The 12,631-nt window shown below is 74.0% G+C and carries 8 protein-coding genes and 1 tRNA gene; 1 reads left to right on the forward strand and 8 read right to left on the reverse strand.

Translation table 11 applies throughout. The features are described 5' to 3' along the window. Window positions 1-105: 105 nt before the first annotated feature. From CITRI_RS0105560 to rlmH, 4 genes are all read right to left on the reverse strand, one after another. The gene (locus CITRI_RS0105560; protein WP_010143677.1) at window positions 106-1,296 is read right to left on the reverse strand and encodes a glucose-1-phosphate adenylyltransferase family protein; all 1,191 of its coding nucleotides are present in this window, start codon (window positions 1,294-1,296) and stop codon (window positions 106-108) included. 176 nt (window positions 1,297-1,472) lie between these two features. Next, the gene (locus CITRI_RS0105565) at window positions 1,473-2,498 is read right to left on the reverse strand and encodes a DNA-formamidopyrimidine glycosylase family protein (RefSeq protein WP_010143678.1); all 1,026 of its coding nucleotides are present in this window, start codon (window positions 2,496-2,498) and stop codon (window positions 1,473-1,475) included. A 39-nt stretch (window positions 2,499-2,537) separates the two neighbouring features. After that, window positions 2,538-7,742 (reverse strand): ATP-dependent helicase, encoded by a 5,205-nt coding sequence (locus CITRI_RS0105570; protein WP_010143679.1) that lies wholly within the window; start codon window positions 7,740-7,742, stop codon window positions 2,538-2,540. 61 nt (window positions 7,743-7,803) lie between these two features. Further along, complete coding sequence (gene rlmH, locus CITRI_RS0105575; RefSeq protein ID WP_010143680.1) at window positions 7,804-8,262, reverse strand: 23S rRNA (pseudouridine(1915)-N(3))-methyltransferase RlmH; 459 nt, start codon at window positions 8,260-8,262, stop codon at window positions 7,804-7,806. Window positions 8,263-8,388: 126 nt separating this feature from the next. Between rlmH and CITRI_RS16470 the strand changes: the two genes are divergently transcribed. Beyond that, on the forward strand, window positions 8,389-9,549 hold the full coding sequence (locus CITRI_RS16470; protein WP_141565967.1) for an alpha/beta hydrolase: 1,161 nt from the start codon (window positions 8,389-8,391) through the stop codon (window positions 9,547-9,549). 49 nt (window positions 9,550-9,598) lie between these two features. Here CITRI_RS16470 and CITRI_RS16475 read toward each other — a convergent pair whose 3' ends face one another. The 4 genes from CITRI_RS16475 to CITRI_RS0105600 form a co-directional block, all read right to left on the reverse strand. Continuing rightward, a complete protein-coding gene (locus CITRI_RS16475) occupies window positions 9,599-10,588 on the reverse strand; it encodes a PHB depolymerase family esterase (RefSeq protein ID WP_010143683.1) in 990 nt (329 codons plus the stop codon). An 85-nt stretch (window positions 10,589-10,673) separates the two neighbouring features. After that, window positions 10,674-11,126 carry a Fe-S cluster assembly sulfur transfer protein SufU gene (gene sufU / locus CITRI_RS0105590; protein WP_010143685.1) on the reverse strand — a complete coding sequence of 151 codons (453 nt, stop codon included), beginning with the start codon at window positions 11,124-11,126 and terminating at the stop codon, window positions 10,674-10,676. Then, a complete protein-coding gene (locus CITRI_RS0105595; RefSeq protein ID WP_010143686.1) occupies window positions 11,123-12,424 on the reverse strand; it encodes a SufS family cysteine desulfurase in 1,302 nt (433 codons plus the stop codon). Before CITRI_RS0105595 ends, sufU begins: the two co-directional genes overlap by 4 nt. Before the next feature lie 106 nt (window positions 12,425-12,530). Then, a tRNA-Ser gene (locus tag CITRI_RS0105600) sits at window positions 12,531-12,617 on the reverse strand. Window positions 12,618-12,631: the final 14 nt, after the last annotated feature.

Raw genomic sequence — 12,631 nt, forward strand, 5'->3', positions numbered from 1 at the left:
CCGCGGGCCCGCACCACCCGTGCACCAGGTGCGGGATCCGGCGCCGGGGACGTCCCCGGACGGCGACGGATCCCGCACCTGACCTGTCCGGCCCGGCGGTCCGGGTCAGTGGCCGGTGGTCTCGTCGTCGCTGTCCGGGCCGCGGTCGGCCGGCACCAGGACGGTGATGTTGCCGGGGCCGGGCCGGGTGCGGCCCGACCGGCCGGCCGGGATCTCGGCGCCGACGTCGGCGATCACCGATTCCAGCACCGCGCCGGCCGGCACGGTCGCCTGGCCCAGCAGGACCGACCGGGACACCCTGGCCCCGGCCTCCACGACCACGCCGGGCCCGATGACGCTGTGCTCGACCTCGCCGTGGATCCGGGCGCCGGCGGAGATGAGCGAGGTCGAGACGGTGGCCCTCGTGTCGATCCAGGCCGGGGGCGTGGACTCGGCGTTGGTGATCAACGGCCAACCGGGCCTGCTCAACTGCAGGCCCCGCTGCTCCAGCAGCTCCATGTGGGCCTTGAAGTAGGCGTCGATGGTCCCGATGTCCCTCCAGTACCCCTCGAGCCGGTACTCGTGGACGCGGCACTCCTGGACGAAGTGCGGCAGGATCGTCTCCCCGTAGTCACCCAGGGAGGTGCCCTCCGGATCGTCTCGTTCCGCGGTGAGGCGGCGGGTGGCCCGGGCCAGGGCGGCGACGTCGAAGAGGAAGATCTCGGCCGCCACCAGGTTCCCGGCCGGGTCCTCGGGCTTGTAGTCGTAGTCGGTGACCGTGCCGTCGCGGGCCACCTGCACCACGCCGAACCGGGACGGGTCCTCGTCGGTCTCGGTGGTCACGACCGTCAGGTCCGAGCCGCGTTCGCGGTGCTGTTCCAGGGCCGGACCGAGGTCGAACTGGTAGAGGTGGTCGGCGCTGAGCACCACGACGGTCTCCGCGCCGAAGGCCTCCAGCAGGGACAGCTGCTGGAACAGGGCGTGGCCGTTGCCGGCGGAGAACCCCTCCTCGATGCGACCCTCCGCGGGGGGCAGGATCCGCAGGCCGTGGCGGGTTCCGTCCAGGTCCCAGGGCCTGCCCCCGGCCAGGTGCTGGTTCAGGGTGAAGGGACGGTACTGCTCGGCCACCCACACGTCCCGGAGCCCCGAGTGGGTCAGGTTGGACAGCACCACGTCGATCAGCCGGTACTGCCCGGCGACGGGGACGGCGGGCTTGGACCGCGCATCGGTCAGCGGCGAGAGCCGTGATCCGCGGCCGCCGGCCAGCACCAGTGCCACTGTCCGGCGGGCGGGGTCGTCGGGGAAGGGGTCGGCCATGGCTCCTCCTGTCGCGTCGGCGTCCGTGCTCCCGGCGCCGTAGGTGGTCCCGGGACGCCCTGAGGTGGGCGGCCCGCAGGCTCACCACCGTGTCAGGCCCCGGCGTTCGTTCCGGCCCTCACGATAACCCGTGCGCAACCACCCCGTCAGCCGACCCCGCCCCGTCCGCCCGGCCGTCACCGTTGGCAGTGGGGGCACCAGAAGAGCACGCGCTCGGGGGTCCCGGACTCGAGGTCCCCGAACTGCTCGACGACGACCGGTCCGCCACAGCGCAGGCAGCCCTTCCGTTCCCGACCGTAGACCCAGTAGTTCGGCTGCCGGCGGGTGGGCAGCCCGGCACCGGCAGCACCGGCAGCGTTCGCGGCGCCCGCCGATCCGGCGCGGCCGCGCGGACCGCCGTCCACGGGAACCCCGCCCGGCGTGAACCGCGCGCCGCCCGCGTCCCGGCGGCCCCCCGCGCGGCGCACCTCCGGGGCGGGCCGCACCCGGACGCCGTAGGCGGCGTCGCCGTCGGGCAGGACCCCGGTGGTGCCCCGCGGCCCGGGACCGGTGTTGACCCGCATCAGGTCCCGTGCCAGCAGCACCAGTCCGGGCAGGTCCGGCACGGCACCCACCGGCCGGTGGGGGTGGAGCCCGGCCAGCAGCAGGGTCTCGCAGCGGTAGATGTTGCCGATCCCGGAGACCAGGCGCTGGTCCAGCAGGGCCAGCCCGATCGGTCGCTGCGGGTCCGCCTGCAGCCGCGCCACCGACTCCTGGAGCAACCGGGACGCCTCCGCGGGGTCCTCCCAGGCCGGATCGAGCAGGTCCGGTCCCAGGAAGGCCAGCCGCTCGGCGACGGAGGCCGTCGGCAGCACCTCCAGCAGCCCGAGCTGGAACCCGACGACCTGGTCCCCGGCCGTCTCCAGGACGCACCGGGCCTGCCAGCCGGGGGAGCGCCACCGGGGCCGGACCGGGCCGCCGTCGGGACCGGTGCGGGCGTACACGTCCCAGTGCCCCTCCATCTTCAGGTGGGACAGCACGGCGCGCTCACCGGTCTCGATCACGAGGTACTTGGCCCGCGGCCACACCGCGTCCACCGTGCTGCCGGACAGGTCGGCGGTGGCCAGCTGGGGGACCCGGAAGTCGGTGCGCAGCAGGGACTGCCCGGCCAGCACGGGGCGCAACCGGTTGGCCACCCGGACCAGGGAGTCACCCTCGGGCATGCCGGCCTCCGGGGCGCTCCCGTGAGGTCCTGGCGGGCCTCACGTCCGGAACCTCACGCCGGAGGGCGAGGAGTAGAAGCCCGCCTCCAGCAGCGCGGCGGCCAGGGCCGTGCCCGGTACCGGCAGGCCGTTGACCTTCTCCAGCGACATCTTCTCCACCCGCGCCGTGCGCAGTGCCCACGCCAGGGCCCGGGCCGTGGGCCCGAGCACGTCCGGGTCCTCGGAGAAGCACAGCAGGGTGCGCCCGCCGCGCTCCACGTACAGCACCAGCTCGCCGGAGACGAGCACGACGACGGCTCCGGCCTTGCGTCCCGGACGTTGGCCGGTGGGGCGCACCCCGTCCTGGCCGGCGGGGATCTCCGGCCACGGCAGGGCCGCGCCGTAGGGGTTGGCGGGATCCGTGGCGGCCAGCGCGACGGCGGGAGGACCGGGGTCAGGACGGGGGTTCCGTCCGGGCGGCGTCCAGGAGGCGGCGGCCGAGGGGGCCGGCGGGGACCACGTCGCACCGGCCGGGGTGCCGGGGGCGGCCGCCGTGGACGGACCCGCCGCGGGGGATTCGGCCACGTCCTGGCGGGCGAAGCCGCGCAACCGGTCCACGGTGGCCCCGGTGGAGAACTGGGCGGCGCCGAGGTGCTCGATGTAGTACCCGCGGCGGACCTGGCCGGCCTCCTCCATCCGGGTGAGGAGCCGGTACTGGGTGGCGAAGCCCCCGGGCACCTCCTCGGCCATGACCGAGCCCCGCGTGATGACGCCGTAGCGGTCCAGCAGGTACTCGGCGGCCGAGTGGGCCCTCAGGGTGGGGTCGGTGGCCGGGACCGGCAGCAACGACCACCGTCCCGCCGCCCGCGCGGCTCCCGTGGGCCCGAGCTCGGTGGGAAGACCCGTCCCGGAGGACCCGTGGAACGTCCCGTCGTCACCGGACAGGGCGGCGTCGAGGGAACCGGTGACCTCCTCGAGGCGCCGCAGCCGCGAGAGGCGGGCTCCGCGTCCGGGACGGGCGGGCCGGGCGCGGGGGGTGCGCGCCCGGGACTTGTGGGCGGTCCGCCCCTGGCCCAGCAGCCCGCGGACCGGGGCCAGGGTGTCGTTGCCGACCCGACCGGCCCAGACCAGGTCCCAGAGGGCCGCGAGGACGTCCGCGTTCGTCGGGCGGTCGTCCTCACCGCTCCAGCTCTCGCGCACGCGGCCGGCGAGCGGGCCGAAGAACCAGGCCCCGCCGCCGTCGAGCACCTCCTGCAGCGACCGGTGCACCGGGTTCGGCTCGAAGTCCTCGGCGCGGGCCAGGCTCAGGTCCACCGAGTCGACGTGGTGGAACGCGATCCAGCCGTCGTTGCCGGCCGCCGCGGCGGTGCCGGACCAGAGGAACTCCCCGGTGGCCAGTAGCTCATCGAGCTGGGACGGGGCGTAGTCGCGCACGCGGGCCGGCAGCACGTGCGACTCCCACGCACTGGCCGGGACCGGCACGCCGGAGAGCTGGTCCAGGACGGTGGCCACACCGTCCCCGCCACGCAGGGTGGCCGGAGAGCCGCCGCCCGGGGCGGGATCCAGGTGCTGCCAGTCGGCGAGGAAGCGGGCGTAGGCGGGCTGCTCCACCGGCTCGACCTCGGCCCGCAGGGCGGCCAGCGAGCGGCGCCGGATGCGGCGCAGCACCTCGACCTCGCACCACTCGGTGTCCAGCGGCCCTGGCTGTCCCGTCCCGCCGGGACGGTAGCGTCCCTCGCTGACGCGGCGCTCGGCCGCGAGCCGTTGCAGGACCTGGAGCACGACGGCGGCGCCGAGCCCCAGCGCGGTGCCGGCCTCGGTGGCGGTGAAGGGGCCGTGGGTGCGGGCATAGCGGGAGACCAGGTCACCGAGGGGGTCGGTGACCGGTTCGATGAACGCCAGCGGGACGCCCATGGGCAGGGCGACGCCGAGGGCGTCGCGCAGGCGGGCGGCGTCCTCGATGGCGGCGTAGTGTTCCCGCCCGCCCAGCCGGATCCGCAGCGCCCGGTTCGCCGCGACCAGCTCGTCGAGCAAGGTGGCGGCCTGGTGTTCCGTCGCGGCACCGGCACCCGGTTCGGGGTCCTCGGCCTCCGGTGACTGCATGCGGGCGGCGGCCTCGGCGGCGGTCAGCGGGCCCAGCAGTCGCAACAGGTCCGCCAGTCCCTCGGTTCCCCTGACCCGCCGGGTGGGGGAGAGCCGCTGCAGGTCGGCCTCGACCGTGGCGATGACGCCCGGGTCCAGCAGGTCCGCCAGCTCGGCCCGGCCCAGCAGCTCGTTGAGCAGCCCGGGATCCAGCGAGAGGGCGGCGGCGCGGCGCTCGGCCAGCGGGGAGTCGCCCTCGTAGATGAACTGGGCCACGTAGCCGAACAGCAGGGACTGGGCGAACGGGGAGGGGGACTGCGTGGTGGTCTCCACCAGGCGCAGGGACTTGTCCTCGATCCGCCCGGCCAGCCGCTTCAGGGCCGGCAGGTCGTAGACGTCCTGGAGGCACTCCCGGACGGTCTCCAGGATGATGGGGAACTGCGGGTACTTCCGGGCGACCTCCAGCAGCTGGGCCGCCCGCTGGCGCTGTTGCCACAACGGTGAACGTTTGCGCGGGTCCCGCCGCGGCAGCAGCAGGGCGCGGGCGGCGTTCTCCCGGAACCGGGCGGCGAACAGCGCCGATCCGCCCACCTCCGCGGTGACGATCTCCTCCAGTTCCTCGGCCGTGAACAGGAACAGCTCGGCCCCGGGCGGTTCGTCCTCCATCATCGGCACGCGCAGCACGATCCCGTCGTCCGCGGCCATGGCCGAGCCGTCCATCCCGTACCGGGTGTGCAGCCGGGCGCCCACGGCCAGCGCCCACGGGGCGTGCACCGGCATCCCGTAGGGGGAGTGCAGCACCACGCGCCAGTCGCCCAGCTCGTCGTGGAAGCGCTCGACGACGAGGGTCTTCTCGGTGGGCAGCACCCCGGTCGCCTCGCGCTGCTCCGTCAGGTAGGCGGTGAGGTTGTCCCGGGCCCACTCGTCCAGGCCCGCGGCCTCCAACCGGTCCGCGGCCCGGGTCCCGGTGCCGGCGCCCCCGTCCTCGGCGAAGGGTTCCGAGGACGGCGCGGCCGCGGACTGCGCCGTCTCCACCTCGCGGCGGAAGGCCCCGACCGCCTCGCCCAGCTCGGCGGGGCGGCCCTCGGCGTCGCCGCGCCAGAACGGCAGCCGCCCGGGCTGGCCGAACGCCGGGATGACGAGCACCCGGTCGTGGGTGATGTCCTGGATCTGCCAGCTGGTGGCGCCCAGGACGATGACGTCCCCCACCCGGGACTCGTAGACCATCTCCTCGTCCAGTTCGCCGACGCGGCGGCCGCCGGTGCGGGCGGTGCCGGCCGCCGTCGGGCCGTCCGCACCGGCGCCCGCCGCATCCTCGGAGCCGGCCAGGAAGACGCCGAACAGCCCGCGGTCCGGGATCGTGCCGCCGGAGGTGACCGCCAGCCACTGGGAGCCGTTGCGACCGGTCAGGGTACCGGCCTCGCGGTCCCAGACCACGCGGGGGCGCAGCTCGGCGAACTCGTCCGAGGGATAGCGGCCCGAGAGCAGGTCCAGGACGGACTCGTAGGCCGAGTGCGGCAGGGTCGCGAAGGGGGCGGTGCGGCGCAGGCGGTCGAACCAGGCCTCGGCGTCGAGTTCGTCCAGGGCGCAGGCCGCCACGGTCTGCTGGGCCAGGATGTCCAGCGGATTGGCCGGCACCGTGAGGGACTCGATCCTCCCGGCCAGCATCCGCTCCACCACGACCGTGGTGTCCACCAGGTCACCACGGTGCTTGGGGAAGAACCAGCCGGAGGAGGTCTCCCCGACCTGGTGCCCGGCCCGGCCTACGCGCTGCAGGCCCGAGGCCACCGACGGCGGCGACTCGACCTGGATGACGAGGTCCACGGCGCCCATGTCGATGCCGAGCTCGAGCGAGCTGGTGGCCACCACGCAGCGCAGCTGGCCGGTCTTCAGCGCGTCCTCGATGAGGGCGCGCTGCTCCTTGGAGACCGAACCGTGGTGGGCCCGGGCGAACTCGGTGCCGGTGCCCTCGGTGACCGTCCCGGCGGACTGGCCGGACCCGCCCATCAGCTGGGCGGGAGCGTGTCCCGGGGCCGGCCGGTCTCCCCGGGCGCCGGGCACCGCCCCGGCCAGGACCTCACCGAGGCGTGCCGGTTCCTCCGGCCCACCGCCGTGCCCACCGTCAGCCGCGTCCGCTCCGGCCTCCGCGTCCAGGGACGCGGCGAGCCGGCGCTCCTCCCAGATCTCGTTGAGCCGTCCGGTGAGCCGCTCGGCCAGCCGCCGGGAGTTCGCGAAGACGATGGTCGACCGGTTCCGTGCGACCAGGTCCACGATCCGTTCCTCCACGTGCGGCCAGATCGAGGCCTGGGCCTCCAGGCCGGAGCCGGGTCCGAGGTCGTGGGCGCCGGCCGCCGAGGGCAGCTCGGTCATGTCCGGCACCGGGACGGTGACGTGCACGTCCCAGGACTTGGCCGACCCCGGGGCCACCACCCGGACCGGCTGGATGCCGCCGAGGAACCGGGCGACCTCCTCCTTCGGCTCCACGGTGGCGGACAGCCCGATCCGCTGGGCCGGGGCGGGGAGCAGGGCGTCGAGGCGCTCGAGGGACACGGCCAGGTGCGCGCCCCGCTTGGTCCCGGCCACCGCGTGGACCTCGTCCACGATGACGGTCTCCACCCCGGCCAGCGTGGACCGGGCCTGGGAGGTCAGCATCAGGTAGAGCGACTCCGGGGTGGTGATGAGGATGTCCGGGGGATTGCTGACCAGCTGACGGCGCTCGCGGGCCGGGGTGTCACCGGAGCGCACGCCGACGCTGACGTCACGGGGTTCCTCGCCCAGTCGCCGGGCGGTCTGGGTGATGCCGATCAGCGGCGCCCGCAGGTTCCGCTCCACGTCCACGCCGAGGGCCTTGAGCGGGGAGACGTACAGCACCCGGGTGAGGTTCTTCGGTCGCTTCCCCGGGGCCGGAACGGGCAGGTCACCCGGCAGGGGGTCCTGTGCCGGGCCGGAGGGCGGCGAGGTGTCCCCGGCAGGCCGCAGGAACCCGTCGAGGGCCCAGAGGAAGGCCGAGAGGGTCTTGCCGGAACCGGTCGGGGCGACCACGAGGGCGTGCTGGCCGCTGGAGATCGCGTCCCAGGCGCCGAGCTGGGCGTCCGTGGGCGCCGCGAAGGCTCCCGCGAACCACTCGCGGGTGGCGGGCGTGAAGCGGTCCAGGACCGCCTGCGCATCCGGGAGAACTGTCATCGGCATCAGCGTACGCCCCGGCGCGGACACCGGAACGGGGGCCGGGACGGCCGCTCGGTGCTCAGACGTGGTGGTAGGGCCGGCCCCCGGTGATCTCCTGGGCCCGGTAGAGCTGCTCGGCGAGGATGAGCCGGACCAGTTGGTGCGGGAAGACCAGCTTCGAGAGGGACCACACCGTGTCCGCCCGCTCGTGCACCGAGGCGTCCACGCCGTAGGCACCGCCGATCACCAGCGTGACCTGCTGGCCGAGGTCGAACCGGCCTTGGAGGTGGCGTGCCAGGCCGGGGGAGTCGAAGCCCCTGCCCCGCTCGTCGAGCAGCATCAGGTGGTCCCGGCCGTCGACCTTCGCCAGGATCCGTGCGGACTCCTCGGCACGCGCGGCGTCGCCCTCGCGGGACGAGTGCGGAAGCAGCTGCCAGGAGAGGTCGAAGGGCTTCTTCAGGCGTTTGGAGTAGCGGTCGATGCCCTCGGACACCCAGGACTCGTGCTTCTTGCCAACGGTCAGGATCCTCACGCTCATGGGTCCATCCTGACATCTCCTCCTGCGGTGCGCCCGTGACGGAACCGTGCCCTGACCGGGGCGATTCCTCCGGTTAATGTGGAGGCATCGCCGGATGGGCCGGCCCGGTCCGCGAAAGGCTCCAGCATGGACGTTCCCGCCGACGCCCTCGGGCCACCCGCCGGCTCGCCCGGATCCTCGACGCCGGCGGACCCCGGGTCACCCTCCCGTCGCCGTCGGTCCCCGCGGCGCTGGACCCCCAGCTGGACCCCCAGCGGGGTCCTCATGGCGGTCATCGCCCTGGCGGTGGTCATCGCCGTGGCCGTGCCGGCCCTGTTCGCCCAGGCCGGGCCGCCGTCGTCCCGGGTCCTGCCCCGGGGCGCCGAGGCGATGCTGGGGCTCGAGTACGCGGTCCTGCCCGGCAACGCGGGCACCCTGGACCTCTTCGTGCCCGCCCGGGGCAGGGGTCCGTACCCCGTGGTGTTGTGGAGCCAGGGCTCGGGCTGGACGTCGGACCGCGGCAACCTGGGCGGCGAACCGGTGGCGGAACAGCTGGCGCGGCGCGGTTACGCGGTGGCGCTGTTCTCGGTGCGCAGCTCCGAGCAGGCGGTCTTCCCGGCCCAGGTGCACGACGCCAAGGCGGCCGTGCGCTTCATCCGCGCCCATGCCGAGGAGTTCGGACTGGACCCGGACCGGGTCGTGGCCGCCGGCAACTCCTCCGGCGGCTGGATCGCCACCATGCTCGGCGTGACGTCGGGCGAGCCGGCGCTGGAGGGGGAACTGGGAGTGACGGGGGTGTCCTCGCGGGTGCACGCGGTGGTGAACTTCTTCGCCCCCACCGATTTCCTCTCCATCACCTCGCAGATGCTGCCCGGGGCCTGTGACCGGTTCAACGAGTCCTACGGGGTCACCCACTGCCACGACGACCTGCAGGCCTTCGAGTCCCGGCTCATCGGGGCCTCGACGCTCCGTCACCCGGACCTGGCCATCGCCGCGAGCCCCCTGGCGTACATCGACGCCGGGGACCCTCCCACCCTCATCGCGCACGGGACCGACGACTGGGTGGTGCCGTACCAGCAGAGCTCACTGCTGTTCGCGGCCCTCGACGCCGCCGGGGTGCCCACCGCCTACTACGAGGTGGCCGACGTCGGCCACGACTTCCGCTTCGCCGCGTCCGGTTCCGTGCTGGACACCGAGGTGGAGTCCGCCCACCTGGACCCGGCCCCGCCGCCGGGCCAGCAGCTGACCTGGGATGTCATCACCGACTTCCTGGACCGGCAGACCGGTGGCCCGCATCGGCCGCGGTGACACACTGCTCCGGGCCGGCGGTGGGTTCCGGTTCCTGCGTGGGGGTCGGCTACCCAGGTGGCAGCGGCCCGGTGCGGCGGTTGTTCTCGAAGAAGAACTCCGTCACGTACGCCGGGTAGTCGACGCTGTCGGTGGAGATGTAGGTGCCGCCCGGACCGCCGCCCGCGGGCCAGTTGTGTCCGAGCCCGGTGTTCTGGACCAGGGACACCCGCGGGCCGTCCGCGTCCGAGTACAGGGTGCCCGTCCCGGCGGTGTTGGCCCCGTCCAGGCCGGCCAGCGGGAACGACGACGTCGAGGACGCGCCGTACAGCCCGGCCATGATCTCGGCGTTGAGGGTGTTGTAACCGGGCGCCAGCGCGGAGTCGTGGCCGTCGTAGACGATGGAGGCCAGCTGGGTGTCGAAGGAGGCCTCCGCCGGACCCGCGAAGGACCGGCAGGTGGAGGTGCCCCGGGCCGTGGACGTGGCCACCCAGGAGAGCTGCCCCGCGGTGGTGCCCACGGTGGGCCCGGCGCCGATGCCGATGCCCGCGAAGACGTCCGGGGCCAGGCAGCCCATGACCATGGCCTGCGCGCCGCCCGCGCTCAGCCCGGTGAGGTACACCTGGTCCGCGTCCACCCCCAGCCCGGGGCGGGAGGTCAGGGCGGAGGCCAGTCCCAGCAGGTTGTCGTCGTGCCGGGCGGGGGAGGTGCGCGAGTGGTTGACGCCGTAGTAGTCCCAGCACCCGAGGAGTACTCCGCCATCCGGGGCGGCCGGGACGGCCACCACCATGCCGTACTCATCCGCCGTGGCCGCCCAGTTCCCGCCATTCCTCAGGTCCGCGGCCTTCTGCACGCAACCGTGCAGGGTGACCATCAGGGCCCTGCCGTCCGGGTGGGCCGGGGTGGTCTCGGGGACATAGAGGTCCACGCTCATCCCGGCGATGGTCTCGGTGGTCCACGTCCCGGTCGTCTCGGCCTGGCCGGATTCACCCCCACCCGTGCCGCCGCCCGGGCTGGTGCAACCGGTCAGGCCCAGGAGTGCAGCCAGTGCCGCGAGCACGACCGCGGCCGGCGACGTCAGGAGCGGCCGCCGGCGAGGCTGCGGACGTCGATCGGGGTGCCGGGGGTGCATGGCCGAGACGGGGTCAGCGGCCCGCGGTCGCCTGGGCGAGCGCGTCCTCGGCGGCCACCCAGGCGAGCATCGCGCACTTGACCCGGGCCACGTAGCGGGAGACCCCGCCCAGGGCCACAGCATCGCCGAACAGCTCCTCGGAGGGCTGGATCTTCCCCCGCGACTGCATGGCCGTGCGGAAGGCGTCGATCCGTTCGGTCAGTTCCGCGGTGGACAGGCCCTCGGCGAGCTCGGACAGCAGCGACGCCGAGGCCTGGGAGATCGCGCACCCGTGACCCTCCCAGCGGAGGTGGGCGACGGCGTCCCCCTCGCCGAGGTGCACCTGCAGCGTGATCTCGTCCCCGCAGGTGGGGTTGAGCTGGTGTGACTGCCCGTCGGCGGACTCCATCAACCCGGTGCCGGAGGGGGTCTTGGCGTGGTCCAGGATGAGTTCCTGGTAGAGGCCCTGCAGGTCGGCGGCGCTCATGCGCGCACCCCGAAGAACTCGCCGACGCCGGCCACGCCCTCGAGGAAGCGGGTGACCTCGTCCTCGGTCGTGTAGAGGTACGTGCTGGCCCGTGTCGAGGCGGTCACCCCGAAACGGCGGTGCAGCGGCTGGGCGCAGTGGTGGCCCACGCGCACCGCGATCCCGCGATCGTCCAGGAACTGGCCGACGTCGTGGGCGTGCACCCCGGTGACGTCGAAGCTCGCCAGGCCGACCCGCTCACCCTCGATGTCCCCGCCGAGCACCCGGATCCCCGGGATCTCCCGGAGGCCGGCGAGCAACCGCCGGCCGAGCACGGCCTCGTGGGCGGCGATCCGGTCCATGCCGATCTGCTGCAGGTAGTCCACCGCGGCCGCCCACGCGATCGCCTGGGACACCTTCTGGGTGCCGGCCTCGAAGCGCTGCGGCGGGGGCAGGTACTCGGCGGCCTCCATGGTGACGGTGGTGATCATCGACCCGCCGGTGAGGAACGGCGGCATGGCCGCGAGCAGTTCCCGGCGGCCGTAGAGGGCGCCGATCCCGGTGGGCGCGAGCATCTTGTGGCCGGAGAAGGCGGCGAAGTCCACGTCGAGCGCGGGGAAGTCCACCGGCAGGTGGGGAACGGACTGGCACGCGTCGAGCACTACGAGGGCACCGACCTCGCGAGCGCGGGCCACCAGCTGCTGCACCGGGTTCACCACGCCCAGCACGTTCGAGACGTGGGTGAACGCCACCAGCCGGGTGCGGTCGGTGATGACGGTCCCGGCCGCCTCCAGGTCCAGGGCGCCGTCGTCGGTCACGGGGATGTACCTCAGCGTCGCACCGGTCCGGGCGGCCAGTTCCTGCCAGGGGATCAGGTTGGCGTGGTGCTCCTGCTCGGTGACCACGACCTCGTCCCCGGGCCCCAGGCGGAAGCGCTCGGCCGCCTGGCCGCCGCGGCCCACGCTGGCGTTGGAGAAGGCGTAGGCCACCAGGTTCAGGGCCTCGGTCGCGTTGGAGGTCCAGACCACCTCGTCCTCGGCGGCCCCCACGAAACCGGCCACGGCGGCGCGGGCATCCTCGAAGAGCACCGTGGCCTCCGCGGCCAGGGTGTGCGCGCCGCGGTGGACCGCCGCGTTGAGCTGCTCGTAGTAGCCGCGCTCGGCGTCCAAGACGGCGGCCGGCTTCTGCGAGGTGGCGCCGGAGTCGAGGTAGGCCACGGGATGGCCGTTGACCTCGGTGGCCAGCAGCGGGAAGTCTCGCCGCCACTGCACGACCTCGGCGTCGGTCGGAAGGGTCGCGCGGGTGCTCGTAGTGCTCATCGTCCTGCCTCTCCAGAAGGTCCGGCGTCAGTGGTCTGTGACTGCCGCCGATAGACAACAGGCCCCCGCCGCCGCGGTCATTGCGGGGCGAGGGCCTGTCAGTCGGCGGTGACGGTGGGATTTGAACCCACGGTAGGGGTGAACCTACACAACATTTCGAGTGTTGCACCTTCGGCCGCTCGGACACGTCACCAGACCGGTCCATCT

It is taken from the genome of Citricoccus sp. CH26A (assembly GCF_000224415.1).
Classification (GTDB): Bacteria; Actinomycetota; Actinomycetes; order Actinomycetales; family Micrococcaceae; genus Citricoccus.

Excerpts from the sequence above, each read along its gene's own strand:
- CITRI_RS0105560 (WP_010143677.1), bottom strand. The coding sequence starts at position 1,296 with ATGGCCGACCCCTTCCCCGACGACCCCGCCCGCCGGACAGTGGCACTG.
- CITRI_RS0105565 (WP_010143678.1), bottom strand. The coding sequence starts at position 2,498 with ATGCCCGAGGGTGACTCCCTGGTCCGGGTGGCCAACCGGTTGCGCCCC.
- CITRI_RS0105570 (WP_010143679.1), bottom strand. The coding sequence starts at position 7,742 with ATGACAGTTCTCCCGGATGCGCAGGCGGTCCTGGACCGCTTCACGCCC.
- rlmH (WP_010143680.1), bottom strand. The coding sequence starts at position 8,262 with ATGAGCGTGAGGATCCTGACCGTTGGCAAGAAGCACGAGTCCTGGGTG.
- CITRI_RS16470 (WP_141565967.1), top strand. The coding sequence starts at position 8,389 with ATGGACGTTCCCGCCGACGCCCTCGGGCCACCCGCCGGCTCGCCCGGA.
- sufU (WP_010143685.1), bottom strand. The coding sequence starts at position 11,126 with ATGAGCGCCGCCGACCTGCAGGGCCTCTACCAGGAACTCATCCTGGAC.
- CITRI_RS0105595 (WP_010143686.1), bottom strand. The coding sequence starts at position 12,424 with ATGAGCACTACGAGCACCCGCGCGACCCTTCCGACCGACGCCGAGGTC.